Source organism: Aquimarina latercula DSM 2041, assembly GCF_000430645.1.
GTDB lineage: Bacteria > Bacteroidota > Bacteroidia > Flavobacteriales > Flavobacteriaceae > Aquimarina > Aquimarina latercula.
In genome coordinates, this window is sequence record NZ_KE387185.1 from 1235125 (window position 1) to 1257780 (window position 22656).

The following is a 22656-nucleotide window of genomic DNA, read 5'->3' on the forward strand; positions in this document are numbered from 1 at the left end:
AATTTTTTTAATTACCAATTTCATCATTTGTTTGTAATTCGGCTGCTGGAATAGGGAAATAGTCATGAACTACCGAGTTATAATTTTGGCTTGCTATACCAAAATCACGTCTTAATTTTTCTCTAATAAATAGTGGAGCTACACCAACACCACCAATATCCAGAGCATCAAAATTTGCTTCTCTCCACAATTCATCTTGTACTAATTCATTCAGGACATCTCCTGCAATTCCCCATCTTACTAAATCTTTCCATCGGTGCCCTTCAAAACATAACTCCAAAGGTCTTTCTACACGTCTTAAATGTGTCATTATAGTTTCTGCAGATGGAGTTACAAAAGGCTGAACACCATTTACTTGCTCACTTACATGAAATTGAGGAAACCCACCATTATCATCTATATATTGTCTTAATGTGATTACCCCAGCTCTTCTTCTTATTCTATCGATGAATTCTATTGCCGTATCAATGTCACCATTTGCTTCAAGAACAGCTTCAGCATACATTAAATACACATCTGCTAAGCGAATATGTCTAAAATTGATTTCGGAACGACTATTTCCATCTTCACTTTCCAAGTGATACCAGTTAGAATATTTTTTTGCGTAAGAACTTTGACCAAATACCCAACCAGGCTTATCATTAATAGGTAATCCATAATATAGACCATCTCCATCTACAGGAACAATACTAGCTCCCATTCTTTTGGATTGCATATTTCCATCATTAATTGGATTGTTAGGATCGATTTCATCTCTGACAAAAAGCTCATGAAGATAATAGGTAGGAAGCACAACATTAAATGCTCCAAACTGTAATTGTCCCATAGACTGAGCTACTCCACTTGCTTCAGTACCAGTTTCGAAGGTATTGTTATCTACAATATTACCATTGGCACCAGGATTGAATTCCACAGAGTAGGGAGTCTCAAGAATTGATTCCGTGTTGAATTCCGTTAAGTGAGAAAAGTTATCTAGATTATTTTGAGCTAAGCTATAAATATTTGAATCTATGACTTCTCTAAATTGATTAGCAGCCTGTTCCCATTGTTCTGAGTACAAATATGTTTTTCCTAATAATGCTGTAGCTGCTCCCCAAGTTATTCTACCTAAATCAGCAGAAGGCCACGCTTCTGGAAGATTTTCTTTAGCAAAAATAAGATCGGGGATGATAACCTGATTGGTAACTTCTTCTATGGAACTAAAAGGTGTTGCTATTTCTTCTGATGTTCTAGGAACTGAAGTTCTAATAACTGCACCACCATAAGAATGTGCTACTTGGAAATGATAAAATGCCCTTAGAAATCTAGCTTGAGCCTCGATAATTATTGCTTCTTCCGGATCATCAAATACATCAATATTTAGTGGAAGTTGCTCTAGTACTTGATTAGCTCGGAAGATACCAATATATAGTTCATTCCATTTATCAACTACTTGTTCACTGGCATCACCAAAATTTAAAGAAGCAAATTCAATTTGTCTGTAAAAGTTTTCAGTACCTGCTTCGTCTCCTAGAAGCATTTCAAATGCTAATCCAGATCCACTAATACCTTGAAATTGAAGAGCACCATATACAGTAGTAAGTGCTGCGTCGAAATCATTGGAAGTTCTCCAAAAAGTTTCTTCGGTTACTGCATTTGGATTGTCTACATCCAATTCACAGCCTGATAGGATAATGATCCCTAGGATTGCTGTGATATAAGTTTTTAAATTATTTTTAATTTTCATAATAAATTAATTATATAAGTATGTTTTAAAAACCAAGTTGAACACCAAATAAAATTCTTCGGGAAACCGGGTAGGTTAATTGATCTACCCCTCTTGTAAAGATTCCGTCTCCACCAATTTCAGGATCAAAACCTGTATATTCTGTAAATGTAAAAGGGTTTTGAGATGTTGCATAAATTCTAAACTTGGAAAAGAAATTTGGCAACGCATCTTTAGGAATTGAATATCCTAAGGTAATATTTCGTATTCTCCAGTATGATCCATCTTCCAGGAAAAAGTCGGATCTTGCTCTAGTACTAGCAGTAGATACATTTCCGGCTCTTCTGGCAGGAATATTGGAAGTTGGATTCTGTGGTGTCCATTGGTTAAATTGTTCTTCATGTCTACCATTGATATAAGCAGAAAGACGAGCACCGTTATAAACTTCGGCACCATACGAGAAGTAATTCTGTATAAAAAAATCAAAACCTTTATATTCAAGATTTAAATTTAAACCAGCTTCAAATTCTGCTTGTCCAGATCCTGCATACACTCTATCATCATCATTAATAGTGCCATCTGCAGTATCTGGAACTCCATCACCATCGGTATCAACAGTAGGTTGATCAATGTAAGCAATATCTCCAATTCTCGCATCAGGAACTATTTGTTGATAGGCTAATAACTCTTCCTGAGTTTGAATCACTCCTTCGTTTTGAAGCAAGAAAAATGCACCTGCTTCAAATCCTTCTGCTAGAAATGTAGTATTATCCACATTACCTACTGTAAATACAGGAGTTCCTCCTGAAAAACCTCTACTTGTACCGTTAAGATCAGTAACTTCATTAACATTTCGAGTAAAAGTAGCACCAACATTCCATTTTAACCCGTAAGTTGTTTGGTCTTTATATGATAATGCAAGTTCGATCCCTTGATTAGTTAAATTTCCTGCATTTACAACGCGACTTCTAAAGCTGTTGTCTCTTGGAGCACTGGTTCCTGTAGATGGAGGAAGCCTTTCTTCTAATAGAAGATCTTTTCTGTCATTTAGGTAGTAGTCTGCGGTAAAACTAAGTTTGTTGCTAAACATGGACAGATCTATACCAACATTTCTTGATATTTTAGTTTCCCATTGAATATTGGGATCTACCAAACGTCTTCCTATTTGACCAAAAGCTAGATTTTCAGCTTCCCCAAAAATAAAATTCACACCCGATTCTATCGTTGGTATGAATGGTGTTGGATTAGTTCCTGCCACCGTTTGATTTCCAACTTCAGCAATACTTCCTCTTAGCTTAAAGTTATTTATAAAATCGAGATTTGCATTTTTAAAGAAAGGTTCTTCGCTAATATTCCAACCGGCAGAAACTCCGTAAAAAACCTTAAATCTATTGGATGTAGGGAAATTTGAAGAACCGTCTCTTCTTACACTGGCAGATAAAAGGTATCTATCATCGAAATTATATTGAACCCTACCTAGTAAACCGCTCAACTTATTAGTAATGTCAAATCCACTTGGATTTATTGGTTCTTGCCCTTGACCTAAAACAGGTGTATCATTACTCGCAAGGCCAATAACACCTGTACTTAAATTTTTGGAATCGAATTGTTCATAAGATGCCAGTGCAAGAAGCTTAATATTGTGATTGCCAAAATCTACATTATAGTTTAAGGAATTTTCTATAGTATTTCTTTGTGTAAAAATAAAGCTCTCTTGTAAGATTGCATCTTCTCTAGATGCACCAGGTACAAAATCTCCTTGTACATTGAAAAGAAGATACTGTGGTCGCAAAAAGTTTCTTCTAAAATTCCAATTGTTTCTACCTAAATTAACTTTATAAGTTAATCCTTGAAGGATTTCATAATCTAAACTAAAAGCGATATTCGAACTTCTAATACGTCTTTCATCTTCATCATTCAAGAGCCTTGTTAAAAAACTCAACAACTCTGGTTGTCCAGTTCCAACTCCTAATTGTACCACACCATTAACTGGTTGAATATTAGAAATTGGAGGCTGAAAAGGCCTTTGAGCAACTGCTTGCTCTAATAAAGCAAATGGTTCTTGAATTCTAAGTTCGTCTGTGATACCAATACTTGTAAAGATCTTTAATCGTTCCTTTGTGTATTGTCCGGTAATTCTCGTAGTCAATCTGTTAAAACCAGAATTAATAAGTACCCCTTCCTGATCAAAATAAGAACCATTGATATTTAAGGAAAGATTTCCAACTCCTCCTGAAATATTTAAATTATGGTTTTGTATTAATGCATTATCATTTTGAACGTCGCCCACAAAATCACTATCAAAATCAAGAGCATTTGGATTTAGAAAGAATGTATTGTTTACAGTTCCATCGGCATCATTAACGGCTTGATCTGAAAAAAGTTGTTGACTGGTGTTCATCAGAGGCACACCAGAAGTAATATTTTGAACAGCTAGGTATGTTGAATAATCTACTTTTAATTGTCCTTGTTTACCTTTTTTTGTGGTAATAAGAATGACTCCATTAGCGGCTCTTACTCCATAAACTGCAGCAGAGGCACCATCTTTTAGAATATCAATAGACTCTATTTGTTCTGGTGCTATATTAGGATTTCCTTGAAAAGGTATTCCATCTACTACAAAAAGAGGGCCTAAAGAACCGGGACTCAACGAACCAATTCCTCGAATCTGTATGTTTGCCTCTTCACCTGGTCTACCATTACTGGCTTGTATGTTAACCCCAGCTATTTGTCCTTGTAAGGATTCAGCAACATCAGATACAGGTGCTTTAGCAATAACTTCAGCACTTACACTGTTTACCGCCCCTGTTACTTCAATTTTTCTTTGGGTTCCATAACCGATAACGACTACTTGTTCTAGTTCTTGACTGTCCTGAGCTAGAACAATGCTGATGGTTGTATTGTCTCCTATTGTTATAGACTGATTCATAAAACCTAAAGAGGAAAATACTAGCACTTCGCCTTTGGAAGCTTTTATTTCAAAATTTCCATCAAAATCAGAGACGGCACCTCTATTGGTTCCCTCTATTAAAACATTTACTCCTAATAAGGGCATACCGGTCTCATCTATAATTTGTCCGGTAATATTCATTTTATCTTGCGCTTTCGTACTGACGAAACATAACATCAGTATACAGATCAGTAACCAATGATATTTTTTGGTCGTAGTTGTTTTGTTATTTTTCATAAATGATAATAGAAACTTAGTAAAATTTAATACTTATTAATGATTTCTCATTTTTTTGAACTCAATTCACTGAAATGATCAAAACAAACATATAAATCTTAAGGTTTTATTAAAAAAAAAGCAACTAGACAAAAAATAGACGAGTGTTTTTTTGTGAAAAAAAGTGTTAAATATTTACTTAGATGACATAAAGGTAGTATTAACAATTTGCAATTTAATAAAGACATATATTTATTGCTGCTAATTCTTCTTTTTAATAAGAAAAATTAATTCAAAAACCCAATTATCATTGGATTTCAAGGTTTTTTAACTCTTAACATATTAGAAACAATAATATAACAAATTGTTTAAAAAAAAGTATCACTTTTAGGATTGTATCTTTACAAAAGTTCACTTTTTTAAAAATTACTTAGAAAAATTGCTAAGTTCCTACTTGATAAAGTTTGAAAGATATCTTTTTATCATAATTTTTCTAAACCATACAGTTTCGTTCAGTTTTAGTCTAGTTGGATATTTATCTTATCATTTTATTAAATATTAATTTTAGATCCTTAAAAATTAAGATCATGAAAAAAATTACGTTAATTTATTTACTTTTTAGTATTTCTTTAGGTTTTTCTCAGAGTGTTACATGGAACAATCCAATTAGTGCAGTTGCTCCCGGCGAAACTATTAATATGGATGTTTCCTATGATGCAGGCTCAGAAGACTTTTTCTATGTTAGTATTATATTAAGAGAGGTAGATGCTTCCTTTAATATTGTAAATGATTACAATCAGGTATTTCCTATTGATGAAAATTCTGGTCAGCAGCCAAATTCACAAAATAATGTGACGTTCGATTATACTATTGATGCTAATGCTCCTAATACATCAAGTCTGCCATCTGGGAATCAATACCTATTAATCATATTTATGTCCTATAATAATGATGGTGGGTTTGTTAATGATAATACTTCTATAACAGTAGATTCAACACTATCTATTGATTCCTTTGATAATGAAAAAAGTATAATTGGTTTTTACCCAAACCCAGTAAAGGATGTTTTATACTTTAATAATGAATTGATTTCAGAGCAATATACTATTATAGATTTCACAGGAAGAACTGTGAAATCGGTAAAAGGAGCGACATCATTAAATGTAGAAGAATTAACTGCTGGGACCTATTTTATACAGACGGAAAAAGGAACAGGAAAGTTTGTAAAAATCTAATTTAGAGTTATTAGTTTTTATTGTTTAGTATGATTAGGTGTTTTTATGCCTAATCATACTTCTTTTAAATAACATTATTGCCTAACTAACTTTTGTTGTAAATGCAAGAGCATTTTTCCATTAGTAATATAATCTATAAATGAGATAAATGTGTAGATGAAACATTTTATAGAAGAGGATGCTATTATATCTGTTAATTGAAAATAAATCTATTGATGATATTAGGATATTACAAAAGTGATTTTAGAATAACATAGCTGTGTAATTATAGTGTAATGCTTTATAGAATATTTAAAGCAATAAATTGAATTGAGTCAGATTACCAAGTTGAATTAATTAAAAAGAAAAAGAAAATGTTTAAAAAAATGTGTTCGAATACTAACCTAAAAGTCTTATCCATAGTTGTGTTGGGTCTGGTAATGTCTAATTGCTCCAACGAAGACTCTAAACCAGATACGAGTTCTATGGATAGTGAGCCAGTTGCTGTGAATGATGCCTTAACGGTTGAAGAAGATAGTAATTCGGGAGAAGCAAATAGAATAAACGTTGCTTCAAATGATATAATTGGCGAAAACGGCGGAGATGGAGATGATTATAGTATATCTACTGAACCATCCAATGGGGCTATTACAGAAATTAGTGATGGTATATTTGAATATATTCCCAATTACAATTATGACGGAACTGATCGATTTACATATGTTGTTACAGATGCAGATGGAGATGAGGCTACGGCTAATGTAAACATTGTAGTTAACCCTTTTATTCCAACAGTAGAGGACTTTAATAATATAGATCCTGATTTACCATCTTTTGTATCTATTGATGATACAACACCTCTTGACAAAAAGTGGGTGAAAATGGAAACAATGTCTGATGAATTTGATGCCTGGGATGCTAATAAGTGGTTTAAGTCTACTTGGAACTACGGAGTACCAGTTTTCATGTCTAATTCTAATGAAAATTCTGGTGTTACTAATGGTAATTTATGGATAAAAGCTACTCTCAATGAATCTAATCCAGAACAAAGATGGTTCCAAACGGCAAGAATACATTCTAGAGAGAAAACAAGCTATCCTATGTATACAGAAGCTAGGATAAAAACAGCTCATATATCTGCCTATAATACTTATTGGTTAAATAACGGTGATATTTCTGATAGAGATGAAATTGACATTATAGAGAATAATTCTAAACCTTCTTGTAATTGTCAGCCAGACTTTCCAACAACTATGAACTCTCAGTATTTTCATGCCGATTCAAATCTAACTCCGGTTACTATTAGAAATAAAGGAAATTATAGTAATAATAATTTGTCAGATACCAATCCTCTTAAAGGAGTGCAATGGAATGAGGAATATCATATCGTTGGAGTATGGTGGAAGGATAATAAAAATGTTCAGTTTTATTTGGATGGAGAACCTGCAGGAAGTGTTGTAGTTGGTAACCATGAAACAGGAGATGATTTTCCGAATCGTGTTTTTACCAGAGATTTAGAGATAATTTTTGATTTGTGGACTAATGAAGCTGATTGGTTAGGAGGACTTCCTCCAAAGTCTGATTTAGGGGATGATGCCATAAACACCATGAGAATAGACTGGGTGAGAACCTGGAAATTAGAAGATAAATAAACTGAATAATATGTTTAAAATATTAAAAATACGCTTTTAAAACCCTGTAAATTTTAGAGAACAAAAAGCTTAACGTTATGAAAATGAAAATATCGATCTTATTACTTTGTAGTGTATTTATATCATTAAAATCCTGTTCTAATGGAGATGATATTGGGAATCCTGTAACAATTACTGATCCCGATCCTGATCCTGACATCGTTGTAACGGATCCTGATGATCAAGGTTTCGATTGGGAAGGTGTAGATATTCCGCCAGAAGCAGGCGAGGGCAAGTTTTGGAAATTAAATCAGGAAGCTTCGGATGATTTTAATTATAATTTTACTGCCACGTCAAGCGAGGCGACATTTGGAGGAAAATGGACTAATTTTTATCACAATAATTGGGAAGGACCAGGTCCTACTAAGTGGGTTAGGGAAAATGTTTCTGTTGGAGATGGAGATCTTCAAATCAAGGCTACAAGAGTCACAGGAGAAACGAAATCTTTTGATGTAGATTGTGATGTAGATGGTGTGACAGAAACTTGGACTCTACCTACTACTAGAGCAGGTTGTATTACTTCTACCACAAGAGTAAAGTATCCTGTTTATGTAGAGGCAAGAGTAAGAGTTGCGGATGCAGTTACGGCTTCTGATGTTTGGTTATTAAGCCCTGATGATACTCAGGAAATAGATATTATCGAGGCCTATGGTGGAACTGGAGAAGATGATAGAAATTTATGGCTAGCAGAGCGTATACACCTTAGTCATCATACTTTTATTAGAAATCCTTTTCAGGATTACCAACCAAGAGACGCAGGAAGTTGGTGGAGAAAAAATGGAGTAAGTCAGTGGGGTGGTCAATGGGTAAGGATTGGAGTGTTTTGGAGAGATCCAAAGCATATGGAATATTACATTGATGGTGAAAAAGTAAGAGTACTTTCAGATAATGCATTTGCAAGTAGAGATGTCAACGGTAATTGGCTTTACAGCTATCCACAACCTGTTAGCAATGGTTCTTTACCAACCGCCGCCAATGGATTCCAAGCAGTTAATCAAGCAAGTAGTTTGGAGCAAGCGCAAAGCAATTCTTCTACCAGTGTTATAGACCCTCTTAATTATCTTAATAATGGGATGAATTTGGATAAAGAAATGGATATTATCATTAATGTCGAAGATCAAAATTGGAATGCTTGCAATGGGCGAACTCCGTCAAATCCAGAGATCCAAAATGGAGATAATCATACTTTTAAGGTAGACTGGATACGTATATATGAACCTAAAGAAGTTAATTGATTTAGATTAGATTTTTGTTTAAAGTAAGTGACAAAAGATGAAAGCTTAGTAAGACTCATTACTTTTAGTTATAAACTAAGCTTTTCTTTTCAAGCTTACTGAAAATGATAGTATTAACTATAAATTTACAAAGTTATTGATGGTCACAAAATATAAAAGATGCTTACTGTTATTAATCGTTTTTTTTATTCGTACAATCATGAATTCTCAAGAACGTCCAAATATTATTTTGATTATTGCTGATGATGCGGGATATGCAGACTTTGGTTTTCAGGGGATTAAGGTGATGAAAACTACGAATTTGGACCAATTTGCCAAAGAAGGAATGCGGTTTAATCAAGCGTATGTCACTGCTGCGGTTTGCGGACCATCTAGAGCGGGAATATTAACAGGAAAGTATCAGCAAAAATTTGGTTTCGAAGAGAACAATGTGCCAGGATATATGAGTAATTATTATATTGATGATGGCGAAATGAGGTTGCCTCTGGATCAAAAAACAATTACTGAATATTTAAAAGATTTAGGATATTGAACTGGCCTTTTTGGGAAATGGCATCAAGGAAATGCAGATCATTTTCATCCTACCAAAAGAGGTTTTGACGAATTCTACAGTTTTAGAGGAGGAGCACGTAGTTACTTCGAATATGATGAGAATAATCCAATATCAAGAGTTGAAGATTTATTAGAAACAGGTTTTCGAAAATTTGGTGAGACAGAAGAATATTTAACGTACAGTTTTGCAAAAGCTACAGTCAACTTTATAGAGCAAAATAAAGAGACTCCATTTTTTGCCATGTTGGCCTTTAATTCTGTACATACTCCTATGGAAGCAACTAAAGAAGACCTACAACAGTTCCCCGAGTTAAAAGGTAAAAGAAAACAACTTGCAGCAATGACTTTGGCTATGGATAGGGCTTGTAAACTAGTTTTTGACAAAGTAAAAGAACTGGGTTTGGAAGAAAATACTTTAATTGTATTTACTAATGATAATGGAGGCCCTTCAGATACAAATGCTTCAGACAATAAACCTCTAAGTGGAACCAAAGCCAATCATCTGGAAGGAGGGATCAGAGTTCCATATATAATGAAATGGAAGGGGGTAATACCCAAAGGTAGAAATTACGATTTTCCGATTAGTACGTTTGATTTATTGCCAACCTTTTACTCTTTGGGAGACGGTGATTTAGAGGATTTAGAAGATATTGACGGGGTGAATTTGTTTCCTTTTATTTTACAAAAAGATAAAAATCGACCGCACGAAACACTTTTTTGGAAGAAAGAAAATAGAGGTGTTGTTCGGCAAGGAGATTGGAAATTACTTAGATATCCTGATAGGCCAGCGGAGCTGTATTACCTTCCCGAAGATATTTCGGAAAATAATGATTTAGCCTTTAAATATCCCGAAAAAGTAAAAGAATTATACAAACTACTATTTCAATGGGAATTAACATTAAAAAGACCAAGATGGCAGTTAAAACGGATGTATGAAGGTAAAGCTATAGAAAGAATGGATCAATACAGGATTAGAAAAAAGAACTAATAACTAGTTTTAAGAAATTACTTCTTAAAACCAATTACTTATCCTTTAAATATAAAACTTTGATCTGTTTCCATTTCATAGTCAAACTCATATAAATAAGCACCTTTCTTGGAACTGGATTTATCTTTAATTTCTGTTTTTTTCAAAAAGTTTAGCGATAATAATTTTTTTCTAAAGTTTCTAGAATCCAGTTTTTTCTGAAAGATCTGCTCGTATAAGGTTTGAATTTGAGGTAAAGTAAAGTGCTTCGGAAGTAACTCAAAACCAATTGGAGAAAATCTAGCCTTTTCACGTAGTCTATCCAGCGCATCTTTTACCATTTGATTATGGTCTAATACTAATTCTGGTAACTCATCTAGCGAAAACCAAAATGCACCATGTTTATTCACTAGTTCTTTATTATTCTCATCGATTCGGATTAGAGCATATTGGCCAATAGAAATACAGCGTGCTCCAGGATCTCTATCGACTGCTGAGTAGGTCTTTAGCTCTTCCATAAAAATGTTTTCCAGACCTGTAATATCTTTTAAGATTCTTAAACCAGCTTGATTAGCATTTTCATTTTGTCTGATAAAACTTCCAATCAAAGACCATGAACCTTTTAGAGGTTGTATTTCTCGCTTAAAAACAAGAAGTTTTAAAGTTTCATTGTCAAATCCAAAGATGATACAGTCTACAGCAACCAATACCTGCTCCTTATTTTCGTACCAACTATTTTGCTGATTTTTGGCAAACTCCATAAAATATTCTTTAAAAAATAATAAACGTAATAATTACATTTATTATTTTTGTTATAAATAAAGGTTTTAATAATGAACAAAGAAAATACATTTATCCCAGAGCTCATAGTATCTTCTCCAGGTAGAATAAATTTTATGGGTGGTCATACGGATTATAACAATGGTTTTGTACTTCCTACTGCTATTGATAAAAAAATACGTTTTGAGTTTAAAAAAAATGGAACAGCGGATACTTGTAATTTCTATAGTAGAAATTATGATAAATCCTTGAGAGTAGATCTAAATAATATTTCACCTAGCACAGAAAATTGGGAAAATTATATTTTAGGTGTACTACATCAGCTATCTAAAAGATCAGATAAGATTCGAGGTTTTGATTGTTTCTTTTCTAGCGAATTGGCAATTGGCTCTGGATTAAGTTCGTCTGCTGCTCTAGAGTGTGGTCTTGCTTACGGTGTAAATTCATTGTTTGAGTTAGGGCTTTCTAAAAAAGACATCACTGTATTAAGTAGAGATGCAGAGCATGAATATGTTGGTACTAAATGCGGTATAATGGATCAGTATGCTTCTGTTTTTAGTGAAACAAACAAAATTCTATTTCTTGATTGTCAATCTCTAGAACACAGTTTAATTCCAATTGATTTAGTGGATTATAAAATACTAATTCTAAATACCAATGTAGAACATAACCTGGCTACTAGCGAGTATAACGTTAGAAGACAACAATGCGAGGAAGGAGTGGTTTTTATAAAAAAAAGACATCCACATGTTTCGTCTCTTAGAGACGTTAATTTAGATATGTTAGAAGAGGTAAAAGGTGAAGTAAGTCAAACTGTTTTCCAAAGATGTCAATATATTATCCAAGAAAATAAAAGAGTTTTAGCGGCTGCTGAGTTTTTAAAAAATAACGAGCTAAATGAATTTGGAGATCTTTTATATCAATGTCATGATGGAATTCGACATAAGTACGAAGTTAGTTGTGATGAATTAGATTTTTTAGTGGATTTCTCCAAAGAAAAAGAATATGTAATTGGATCCAGAATGATGGGTGGAGGTTTTGGAGGCTGCACAGTAAATATAGTGCATAAAGATTATATCAATGCGTATACAGAAGAAGTGGGTTTAGTATATAAAGAACGATTTAATATCGATTTAGATGCTTTTCAGGTAATGCCATGCAAAGGAACAAGTATCGAGTTTACAGAGTCTAAAGTATCATAGCAAGTTAAAAAAGATATCACATGATTAACGAAAATCCTCATAGAAGATATAACATACTAACAGGAGAATGGGTTTTAGTATCTCCTCATCGTACCAAAAGGCCATGGCAAGGAAAAGAAGAAAAACAATCCATAGCCAAGAGACCTTCTTACGATCCTAATTGCTATCTGTGTCCAGGAAATACCAGAGCAAGCGGAGCTACAAATCCGCAATATGATGAACCTTATAGTTTTGTAAATGACTTTTCTGCATTGTTGTCTGAAACTCCAAAAGAGGTTTTTTCTGAAGGGTTGCTGAAGGGAATGTCTGAAAGAGGGATTTGTAAAGTAGTTTGCTTTTCTCCTGATCATTCTTTGACATTACCCATAATGAAGGTGGAAGAGATTCAGAATGTTGTTAAGCTATGGAAAAGAGAATACGAGGAATTAAGTGAGGTGTCATATATTAATCATATTCAAATATTTGAGAATAAAGGAGATGTCATGGGGTGCAGTAATCCGCATCCTCATGGGCAAATATGGGCTCAGGAGTCTATCCCGCTAGAAGTTTCTAAGAAAACAGAGCAAATGAAGAAGTATTGGCTTGATAAGAATCAAAGTTTACTAAAAGCCTACTTAAAACAAGAATTAGAGACTAGAGAAAGAATAATTTTAGAAAATGATCACTTCGTTTCTCTGGTACCGTATTGGGCGATTTGGCCTTATGAAGCTATGATATTACCAAAAGAACATAAACGAAGTATTAAAGAGCTAAATGAAGAGGAAATAGCTTCGTTTGCACAAATAATAAAGGATTTGACAATTAGATATGATAATTTATTCAATTGTAGTTTTCCATATTCTGCAGGAATTCATCAAGCACCAACAGATGGAGGCCTTCATGAAGAATGGCACTTTCATATGTCTTTTTATCCTCCATTATTAAGATCAGCAACTGTAAAAAAGTTTATGGTAGGTTATGAGATGTTTGCAGATCCACAACGCGATATTACGGCAGAGCAAGCAGCAGGAACTTTAAAATCCTTATCAACGTTGCATTATACCATTCAATAATTTTCTTTCAGTGGTCGATAAAAAGTGAGATATGAGTAATCAAATGATGACATTAAAAAAACTTGCAGAGCTGTCGAATTTTTCGGTTTCCACTGTGTCTAAAGCACTAGCTGATAATCCTGAGATTAGTATAAAGACCAAAAATAAAATCAAAAAGCTGGCAGAATTTTACAATTATAGACCAAACATAACTGCCAAAAACCTAAAAGAGAGAAAAACGAGAGTAATAGGAGTGATCATTCCTAATATTTTGGCACATTTTTTTGCCAAAGTATTATCCGGTATTGAAAAAGAAGCAACGGATAAAGGATACAATATTATTACCTGTATCTCTGATGAATCTTTTGAAAAGGAAGTGAAAAGTATAGAAATGCTTGCAAACGGTAGTGTTGATGGGTTTATCATATCGATATCTAAAGAGACTTTTGTAAAAGAAAATTATAAGCATTTACAAAGTGTTATTGATAAAGGATTACCTATATCAATGTTTGATAGAGTAACAGATAAAGTCTACTGCGATAAAGTTGTTATTAACGATTTTCAATCTTCTTATATCGCTACCGAAAAATTAATCAAATCTGGGTGCAAAAATATTGTTTTTGTTACTCCAATTCATCACACAAGTGTTGGATTAGATAGGGTTAATGGATATGAAAAAGCATTAAAAGACATATTAAAAAGAAAAGGAAAACCTAAGGTTTTGATTATTGAAAATTACCAAAAATTCACAGATAACTTCTCAGAGTTTCTTAATGAAAATAAAGTGGACGGTATCGTTGCAGCTGATGAACTTTCTGGAATTTACACAATGAATTTGTTAATTGGAGCGGGTCTTAGAGTTCCCGAAGATGTTTCTGTTATTGGTTTTACTGATGGAATTCTTGCGGGTAATAGTAATCCTCCATTGACAACTATAGATCAAAGAGCGGTAGAACTTGGAAAAGTAGCTGCTAGTAATATAATTAGTAGATTAGAAGACAACCAGAAGGAAGCCATTACCTTTGAAACTACAGTACTGGAAACTTATCTAATAGAAAGAAGTTCTACAAAATTTAAGTAGCACATCAATCTATTCCATTTCTATGGCTATTGACCAGCCAATAAACTGTTTTGTTTATATCTCCATGTTGAGGACCGTACTTATAAGATTATTGTTTTTTTATTTTACAAGATGCTTAAACGAACTTGTCTCACTATATCTCAATATGAATAAAATAATCGGACTTTTAACTTTAGAGTTCATAAATTAGTGTCTAAATTTCCAATAGAACAACTTGTTTTAAAGCTTTTAGTTCTATTAAAGAATAAGCTTTTTTCATTTTATCTATAATTAGCACTATTCAAAGCTTTTACATCTGCACAAGACGATTTTCCATAATTAGAAATACAAATCATAAAAGTTGAGGTTGTGTTATTTATTAAAAATTGAAAATTACAAAGTTCTCTAACCTGTTAAAAAAAATAGACTGGACAAAAACTATACAAAAAGAAAATGTGTAGGATCGCCAATAAATAATTAATCACAATTTCTTCTTGGAAATAAAGGCCTTTCGTTTTGTTTTTCAATACTTCTCGGTAAAAAGCTTTGACCAAAAACTAGATTATATAGACGTCTTATTTTATTTAATTTTTCTTACAAATTGATGAGATTTTCACTGATTTCTACATATCGGTTTAGTTTTAAAACAGTGATTGTATAGTTTTTGTTCAGTTGATGTATTCAATTTAAAATTGATGATATAGTAGTTTTGTTTCAATAATGTTGTGGAATAATTAATAAAAAATGAAAAAAGGTTATTTTTTAATAATATTGGTTCTTTTGAATATCTATACCGGTTGTAAGCCCTCATTGCCAGAGAAAGTAGGGGATGCATATGAGAGACTTCCTAAGACTATAGATTATAACACCCATGTAAAGCCAATTCTTTCAGACAAATGTTTTGCATGTCATGGTCCGGATAAAGCGAAGATCTCTGCTGGTTTACAATTACATTCCGAGGAAACTGCTTTTCTCGAATTACCAGAATCACCTAGCAAGTTTGCTATAGATCCTGGGAACTTAAAAAAATCAGAAGTTTTTCATAGAATTTTATCTGAAGACCCTACACTGGTCATGCCTACTCCAGAATCTTATTTGAAACTCTCTCCTGAAGAAAAAGCAATTTTGATTAGGTGGATAGAAGAAGGAGCAGAATATAAGGATCATTGGGCTTTTATCACTCCAAGCAAACCTGAGATAGAAAATAAAACCTCAGAAAAAAATCCGATAGATCATTTTGTCATCAAAAAACTATCGGAGAACAATTTAAATCTATCAAAAAAAGCTAGTAAAGAGTTGTTATTACGAAGAGTCTCTTTGGATCTTACTGGTCTACCACCAACCAAAGAGGAATTGTTTGATTTTTTGAATGATTCAAGTCCCAATGCCTACGAAAAACAAGTTGATAGACTTTTGGCTTCAGAACATTATGGAGAAAAGATGGCAATCGATTGGTTAGATTTGGCAAGATATGCAGATACACACGGATATTTTGTAGATCGTTATCGGGATATGAGCCCTTGGAGAGATTGGGTTATTAATTCGTTTAATGAAAATATACCTTATGATCAATTTATTACGTGGCAGTTAGCAGGTGATTTATTAGAAAACCCTACAAAAGACCAAATTTTAGCCACTGGTTTTAACAGGCTGCATCCACAGAATTTAGAAGGTGGTATTATAGATGAAGAATTTAGAATAGAGTATGTTTCGGATAGAACCAATGTGGTTGGACAAGGGATCATGGGATTAACCGTTACTTGTGCTAAATGCCATGATCATAAATATGATCCGATTTCCCAAAAAAACTACTTTGAATTATTCAGTTTTTTTAATCAGGTAAATGAATCTGGTCAAATCCCGTGGGATTGGTCAATGCCAGTTCCTACCATGTTACTTCCCACCCAAGAAGAAGAACAAATGATGGCATACATCAATGATCTTGTAAAAAACTCTCAAAATAAAATAAAAGAAGTTGTATACAGCGAAAAGGAAGAAGCAGATCAGTGGATTGCTAATGAAAAGTATCAAGGAGATTCATTTACAGATTCGAAACATCTGGTGGCATATTATGATTTTGAGAATTCTTCTTTACGTAACAATTTAAATTATCGAGATAAAACAGAAATGAAAACTCAGTTTGCTGGAAATCAAAAAATTGTTCTGAAAAAAGGATATAAAGGAAAAGGACTTCAGTTTGATGGTGATGCGTGGTTAGATTTAGATAAAGTGGGAGTGTTTCAGAGAAGTGAGAATTTCAGTATTGGGATACGAGTTTTTATTCCAAAGGACCTCAAAGAAGGAGTAATTTTTCATAAAGCACAAGGAACAAGATTGCATAGCTACCGTGGTTATCATCTGTCGATTACAAAAGATAATACTTTTGAGTTGTTATTAGCACACGTGTGGCCAGATAACGCTATCGTAGAAAAAACGATTAAAGAAGTACCAAGGGATCAGTGGATTCAATTAACAATTACTTATGATGGATCTAGTAAAGCTAGCGGATTAAAGTTGTATATGAATGGAGAGCATATGCAAACTAATATAGAAATAGACAACTTATATAAAGATATTATATTCCATGATTTAGAGGATTATATCTATCCTGAACCCATAGAACCTGGTTTACAAATCGGAGCCAGATGGCGCGGTAAAGGGATTGCAGGAGCAATCGTAGATGACTTAAAAGTATTTACCAAAGAGTTAACTCCTTTGGAAGTTTTAAAACTTTCTGATACTAAGCTTTTAAAGCCTTTAATTTCAAAAACATCCAAAGAACTCTCAGATACAGATAAAAAACTGCTTACCGACTACTATTTGTCCGCAAAATCCATTCCAACGCGAGAAGCAATTTCGTCGCTTCAAGAAGTTCGAACCATGCAGGCAGATAACGCAGATAATATTAAAGAGATCATGGTGATGAAAGATTCTCCAGGAATCAGAAAAACCTATCTATTAGAAAGAGGACAATACGATGCTCATGGAGAAGAAGTCTTTTCGAATACTCCAAATAGTTTACCAGCAATGTCAGAAGATTTACCGAAAAATAGATTAGGCTTAGCTAAGTGGCTAACAGACTCCAAACATCCATTAACTGCTAGAGTTGCTGTAAATAGATATTGGCAGAATTTTTTCGGAAAAGGAATTGTAGAAACCTCTGAAGATTTTGGTAATCAAGGAAGCCTACCAACACATCCTGAGTTACTGGATTGGCTAGCTACTAGTTTTATAGAGTCTGGATGGGACCTAAAAGCACTAAATAAACAGATTGTGATGTCTCAAACCTATCAGCAAGATTCTAATGTTTCTGAGGAATTAAGAGAGATGGACCCTGATAATTCATTATTGGCTCGAGGACCATCTAAACGGTTGTCTGGGGAAATGCTTCGTGACAATGCATTAGTAGCAAGTGGATTGTTGAATGCAAAAATAGGAGGCGAAAGTGTAAAACCATACCAACCAAAAGGACTTTGGAAAATGACACACTTACCTTACAAAAGAGATGCTGGAGATAGGTTATACAGAAGAAGTTTATACACTATCTGGAAAAGAACCGCTCCCAATCCTACCATTGCAACATTCGATGCTTCGACCAGAGAAATATGTATGACTCGCAGACAAGAAACTAATACTCCTTTGCAAGCTTTGGTATTGCTAAATGATCCTACATACATTGAAGCTTCCAAAGTAATGGGTAAAAATATGACGGCTTTTGATTCAATTGAAGAAGGTATTAAAGATATCTATATCCGATTAACAGGAAGACAGATATCTCAAAAGGAGTTACAGTTATTAGTTGCTCTTCAACAGGAAGAATATGATAGGTTTAACAGTGATATTTTAAAAGCGAAAGGCTGGTTGGCATCTGGAGATTTTGCTTTTGATCGAGATGATAACCTATCGATGATCGCGGCAAATGCTGTAGTAGCAAGTACCATTATGAATTCTGATGCCGCCATAACTAAAAGATAAGACGATTATGTGCAATCACCACGATACCTTACGATCTGATAATAAAGATCTACAGCAAGTAGAAAAAATGATGGATAGAAGAGCTTTTCTAACCAAAACATCTTTAGGTTTTGGTGCTTTGGCTTTAGGTTCTCTTCTAAATACCGATAAGGCTTGGAGCGCTGTTAAAAATAACGTTCAGCCAGATTTAGGAATGTTTAACAGAAATGATTTAGGATTGCCACATCATGTTCCAAAAGCAAAGAGAGCTATCTATTTGTTTCAGAGTGGTGGTCCTTCACAAATTGAACTTTTTGATTATAAACCAAAACTAAAAGATTTATTTGGTCAAGAATTACCAGATTCAGTAAGAAAAGGACAACGACTTACGGGTATGAGTGCTGATCAAACCTCTTTACCCATTGCCCCATCTATTATAGATTTTAAACAATATGGCGAGTCCAGAGCTTGGGTGAGTAGCGCCATGCCATATTTGTCAGAAGTAGTGGATGATATCTGCTTTATAAAATCCATGCAAACCGATGCGATTAATCATGATCCTGCAATTACCTTTTTTCAAACAGGTAGTCAACAGCCAGGAAGACCTTCTATAGGTTCGTGGATTAGTTATGGTTTAGGTTCTGATAATGAAAACTTACCCACATTTATCACCTTAGTTTCAAAAAACGGAGGAGGACAACCGCTATATGCTCGACTTTGGGGAAATGGTTTTCTGCCTACAGAACATCAAGGAGTACAATTTAGAAGCGGTAAAGATCCCGTATTGTATCTCACAGATCCTGAAAATTATGATGGCCATAACAGAAGGAATATGTTGGATTATTTAGGAAAATTGAACGAAGTACAACATAGTTTTTATGGAGATCCAGAAATTAATGCTAGAATGTCTCAATACGAGATGGCTTTCCGTATGCAAACATCGATACCTGAAGTGACTGATATGAGTGATGAACCGGAGTATATTTTCGATATGTATGGAAAAGATAGTCGCGATCCAGGTACGTATGCTGCAAATTGTCTTTTAGGAAGGAAATTGCTAGAAAAAGGAGTCAAATTTGTACAGTTATATCATCAAGGTTGGGATCAGCATATCGGTTGCCCTAAAGGGGTTTTAGGAAATGCCCGAAAAACGGATCAAGCAAATGCTGCCTTGATCAAAGACCTGAAACAACGAGGTATGTTTGAAGATACTTTGTTGATTTGGGGTGGAGAATTTGGACGCACAGTATACTCACAAGGAAAGCTTACTGCTACAGATTATGGTCGTGATCATCACCCTAAAGCATTTACCATGTTTATGGCAGGAGCAGGTGTAAAACCTGGAATCACCTTCGGTGAGACTGATGATTTCAGTTATAATGTGATTAAAGATCCAGTGCATACACACGATTTCCAGGCTACATTACTTCATCTTTTCGGGATTGATCATGAACGATTAACCTATAAATACCAAGGAAGAAGATTCAGATTAACGGATGTGCATGGACATATAGTAAAAGATATACTAAGTTAATTTTTCCTTTTATGGATAAAGAAAATTCAAGACGAAAATTTATTAAGAATACGGCCTTATTAAGCGCTGGTGCAATAACTGCTCCTGCTTTTCATATAAATAAAAAGAGCACTTCAAAAATGGGCGATATTATAGGTCATGGAGATTATCAATACAAAATTGTTAGAGATTGGGCAGATGTTAGTGCGGTAAGGAATCCAATTCTTAACTGTCACGAAATGCAAATAGATAGCAAAGGCAGATTAATAATGATGGGAGATCATACAGATAATAATATTTTGATTTTTGATAAATCAGGGAAGCTTTTGGATTATTGGGGTACGTCATATCCAGGAGGACACGGTCTTACTTTGTTTGATGAAGGAGGAGAAGATGTATTATTTCTTACGGATTCCGGATGGTTTCTGGATAAAAATGGGAAATGGATACATCATAATGGGAGAGTGACAAAAACTACAACCGATGGGAAAGTAATTTTTGATATTGGACATCCTCAAACTATTGGAATTTATAAACCTGGAGATCATTTTTGTCCTACCGAAACTGCAATAGCACCTAATGGAGATATTTATGTAGCAGATGGATATGGAATGGATTATATCATCCAATACGATGCTAATGGAAAGTATATAAAACATTGGGGTGGTAAACAAAATGAGGATCCAAATTATAGATTAGATAATGCTCATGGAGTGGCTATAGATTATCGTGATGCATCAAACCCACTGGTAGTATGTACATCTAGAAATGAAGAATCTTTTAAGTGGTTCACATTAGAAGGGAAATATGTGAAAACGTTGCATTTACCGAATATGCAAGTCTGTAGACCTGTTTTTGATGATCAAAATTTATATGCAGGTGTTTGTTGGTCGCAACCTGAAGTTGGGCAAACTACCTGGAAAGATCATACCGGTTTTGTAACCATTTTAGAAGATGATAAAGTTGTATCTAATCCAGGAGGGACAAAACCTTCATATGTAAATGGAGAATTACAGAAATCATATCAGCTTGAGCATAAGCCAATTTTGCACGGTCATGATGTGTGCATTGATGAGGATAAGAACCTATATATCGGTCAATGGAATGCAAATGGTACACCTCCATTAAAATTGGAAAGAGTTTAAGAAAAGTAAAATAATATTCTCAAACGATGAAGTTGGGTTTGGGAGCTATGGTAATAAAAATATATAAGAATATTCATGAACGAAGTATCTGATTTTGTTTTGTTTTTTGGAAGATTTCATCCACTAGTAGTACACTTACCAATTGGGTTTTTATTTTTTGCATTTATACTAGAAATAGTAGCGAAATACCAGAAAAAAGAGCTATTGAAAGAAGCTGTACCATTAGCCTTATTTTTTGGAGCATTCAGTGCTATTATTGCTTGTGTATTGGGATATATGTTGTCATTAAGTGGCGATTATGAAGGTGAGGCTTTGGATAAACATTTTTGGTTTGGTATAGCAACTACAGTTATAGCTGTTCTCGCCTGTGTATTGAAAACGAAACGAGCTAGAAACATTGTAAGAGAATCTGTTAGATTAAATATAGCTACACTTACTTTTATTGTTTTGTTATTAAATATTACCGGACACTATGGAGGTCATCTAACTCATGGTTCGGATTATTTAACAGCCTATTTACCTTTTAGTGAAAAAGAAAATAAGGAGGCACTTAACATAAACTCTATTGAAGAGGCACAACTATTTGCTCATGTCGTTCATCCTATTCTGGATAATAAGTGTTTGAGTTGTCATAATTCTTCCAAGAAAAAAGGAGGCCTTTCATTTGCGGATCAGGTTTCAATTCTAAATGGAGGAAAAAGTGGTGTTGCCTTAGTTGCAGGTAATAGCGATCAATCAGAGTTGATTAAAAGAGTTCATTTAGATCCTGATGACAAAGAATTCATGCCGCCTGAAGGAAAAACTCCTTTAACTAAAGAAGAGATAAAAATAATTGAGTATTGGATAGATAATTGTCAAGCGGATTTTACAGCAACAATAGGAACGGTAGATACTCCAGAAGAAATTAAAAAATTATTAATAGAACAACTTCAATTCGGAGATGATCATTCTGCCGGGGCAATGATGAGTGTAGCTTCACCAGTATCAAAGGAAATTATAGTAAGCTTACTACAAAAAGGTGTGAACATAAGGGAAATTGTATCAGAAACAAATAGGTATGATGTTTCTATATTACCTAAAAACACGAAAGAATTAGATGCAGAGGTGGTAAATGAAATTCTGGAAGAACTTTCAAAGATCAAAGATAATATTGTTTGGCTATCACTACCTTCCCAAGGAATTTCAGATACAGACCTTAAAGTAATTGGTAGTTTTAGAGGTTTACAAAAGCTTGCTTTGCAACAAAATAACATCTCTGATATAGGTATTCAATATCTAACTAGTTTAGAGCAATTAGAAAGCATAAACTTGCATAGTAATTCTTTAATAACGAATAAAAGTATTGAACACATTTCTAAGTTCAAAAAACTAGTAAAAATATACCTATGGAACACTTCTGTTAAAAAAGAAGATAGCATAAATAAGAAAGTAGTTTTGTGAA

General features: G+C 33.9%; 13 protein-coding genes and 1 pseudogene. 11 read left to right on the top strand and 3 right to left on the bottom strand.

Features of this window, described 5'->3' with window-relative positions; translation table 11 throughout:
• Nucleotides 1–7 precede the first annotated feature (7 nt).
• Both H526_RS0123395 and H526_RS0123400 read right to left on the bottom strand, forming a co-directional pair.
• Entirely contained in the window at nucleotides 8–1726 is a 1719-nt protein-coding gene (locus tag H526_RS0123395; protein ID WP_027395184.1) for a RagB/SusD family nutrient uptake outer membrane protein, read from the bottom strand.
• A 25-nt stretch (nucleotides 1727–1751) separates the two neighbouring features.
• A complete protein-coding gene (locus H526_RS0123400; RefSeq protein ID WP_027395185.1) occupies nucleotides 1752–4892 on the bottom strand; it encodes a SusC/RagA family TonB-linked outer membrane protein in 3141 nt (1046 codons plus the stop codon).
• 566 nt (nucleotides 4893–5458) lie between these two features.
• On the opposite strand from H526_RS0123400, the gene H526_RS0123405 reads away from it, so the two are divergent.
• The 4 genes and pseudogenes from H526_RS0123405 (at nucleotide 5459) to H526_RS29980 (ending at nucleotide 10551) form a co-directional block, all read left to right on the top strand.
• Nucleotides 5459–6106: a T9SS type A sorting domain-containing protein gene (locus H526_RS0123405; RefSeq protein WP_027395186.1), complete on the top strand. Its 648-nt coding sequence runs from the start codon at nucleotides 5459–5461 to the stop codon at nucleotides 6104–6106.
• A 353-nt stretch (nucleotides 6107–6459) separates the two neighbouring features.
• Nucleotides 6460–7737, top strand: a complete 1278-nt coding sequence (locus H526_RS29975; RefSeq protein ID WP_155839762.1) for an Ig-like domain-containing protein — start codon at nucleotides 6460–6462, stop codon at nucleotides 7735–7737.
• 77 nt (nucleotides 7738–7814) lie between these two features.
• Nucleotides 7815–9011, top strand: coding sequence for a LamG domain-containing protein (locus H526_RS0123415; protein ID WP_051336300.1), 1197 nt, complete (start codon nucleotides 7815–7817; stop codon nucleotides 9009–9011).
• A 199-nt stretch (nucleotides 9012–9210) separates the two neighbouring features.
• Nucleotides 9211–10551: pseudogene (locus H526_RS29980) on the top strand (sulfatase-like hydrolase/transferase).
• 38 nt (nucleotides 10552–10589) lie between these two features.
• Here the strand turns inward: H526_RS29980 and H526_RS0123425 are convergent.
• A complete protein-coding gene (locus H526_RS0123425) occupies nucleotides 10590–11291 on the bottom strand; it encodes an NUDIX hydrolase (protein WP_027395188.1) in 702 nt (233 codons plus the stop codon).
• Between the two features lie 72 nt (nucleotides 11292–11363).
• Between H526_RS0123425 and galK the strand changes: the two genes are divergently transcribed.
• From galK to H526_RS0123460, 7 genes are all read left to right on the top strand, one after another.
• A complete protein-coding gene (gene galK, locus H526_RS0123430) occupies nucleotides 11364–12512 on the top strand; it encodes a galactokinase (RefSeq protein ID WP_027395189.1) in 1149 nt (382 codons plus the stop codon).
• 20 nt (nucleotides 12513–12532) lie between these two features.
• Nucleotides 12533–13564 (top strand): UDP-glucose--hexose-1-phosphate uridylyltransferase, encoded by a 1032-nt coding sequence (locus H526_RS0123435; RefSeq protein WP_027395190.1) that lies wholly within the window; start codon nucleotides 12533–12535, stop codon nucleotides 13562–13564.
• A 31-nt stretch (nucleotides 13565–13595) separates the two neighbouring features.
• Nucleotides 13596–14624, top strand: a complete 1029-nt coding sequence (locus H526_RS0123440) for a LacI family DNA-binding transcriptional regulator (RefSeq protein WP_027395191.1) — start codon at nucleotides 13596–13598, stop codon at nucleotides 14622–14624.
• Between the two features lie 723 nt (nucleotides 14625–15347).
• The gene (locus H526_RS0123445; RefSeq protein ID WP_027395192.1) at nucleotides 15348–18578 is read left to right on the top strand and encodes a DUF1553 domain-containing protein; all 3231 of its coding nucleotides are present in this window, start codon (nucleotides 15348–15350) and stop codon (nucleotides 18576–18578) included.
• A gap of 7 nt (nucleotides 18579–18585) precedes the next feature.
• On the top strand, nucleotides 18586–20091 hold the full coding sequence (locus H526_RS0123450; protein WP_027395193.1) for a DUF1501 domain-containing protein: 1506 nt from the start codon (nucleotides 18586–18588) through the stop codon (nucleotides 20089–20091).
• An 11-nt stretch (nucleotides 20092–20102) separates the two neighbouring features.
• The gene (locus H526_RS0123455; RefSeq protein ID WP_035086309.1) at nucleotides 20103–21215 is read left to right on the top strand and encodes an NHL repeat-containing protein; all 1113 of its coding nucleotides are present in this window, start codon (nucleotides 20103–20105) and stop codon (nucleotides 21213–21215) included.
• 75 nt (nucleotides 21216–21290) lie between these two features.
• On the top strand, nucleotides 21291–22655 hold the full coding sequence (locus tag H526_RS0123460) for a c-type cytochrome domain-containing protein (protein WP_027395195.1): 1365 nt from the start codon (nucleotides 21291–21293) through the stop codon (nucleotides 22653–22655).
• Nucleotide 22656 lies beyond the last annotated feature (1 nt).

Bases quoted from the DNA above. Each gene is read 5' to 3' on its own strand.
- H526_RS0123425 (WP_027395188.1), bottom strand. From the start codon at position 11,291: ATGGAGTTTGCCAAAAATCAGCAAAATAGTTGGTACGAAAATAAGGAG.
- H526_RS0123460 (WP_027395195.1), top strand. From the start codon at position 21,291: ATGAACGAAGTATCTGATTTTGTTTTGTTTTTTGGAAGATTTCATCCA.
- H526_RS0123440 (WP_027395191.1), top strand. From the start codon at position 13,596: ATGAGTAATCAAATGATGACATTAAAAAAACTTGCAGAGCTGTCGAAT.
- H526_RS0123395 (WP_027395184.1), bottom strand. From the start codon at position 1,726: ATGAAAATTAAAAATAATTTAAAAACTTATATCACAGCAATCCTAGGG.
- H526_RS0123405 (WP_027395186.1), top strand. From the start codon at position 5,459: ATGAAAAAAATTACGTTAATTTATTTACTTTTTAGTATTTCTTTAGGT.
- H526_RS0123455 (WP_035086309.1), top strand. From the start codon at position 20,103: ATGGATAAAGAAAATTCAAGACGAAAATTTATTAAGAATACGGCCTTA.
- H526_RS0123400 (WP_027395185.1), bottom strand. From the start codon at position 4,892: ATGAAAAATAACAAAACAACTACGACCAAAAAATATCATTGGTTACTG.
- H526_RS0123445 (WP_027395192.1), top strand. From the start codon at position 15,348: ATGAAAAAAGGTTATTTTTTAATAATATTGGTTCTTTTGAATATCTAT.
- H526_RS29975 (WP_155839762.1), top strand. From the start codon at position 6,460: ATGTTTAAAAAAATGTGTTCGAATACTAACCTAAAAGTCTTATCCATA.
- galK (WP_027395189.1), top strand. From the start codon at position 11,364: ATGAACAAAGAAAATACATTTATCCCAGAGCTCATAGTATCTTCTCCA.
- H526_RS0123450 (WP_027395193.1), top strand. From the start codon at position 18,586: ATGTGCAATCACCACGATACCTTACGATCTGATAATAAAGATCTACAG.
- H526_RS0123435 (WP_027395190.1), top strand. From the start codon at position 12,533: ATGATTAACGAAAATCCTCATAGAAGATATAACATACTAACAGGAGAA.
- H526_RS0123415 (WP_051336300.1), top strand. From the start codon at position 7,815: ATGAAAATGAAAATATCGATCTTATTACTTTGTAGTGTATTTATATCA.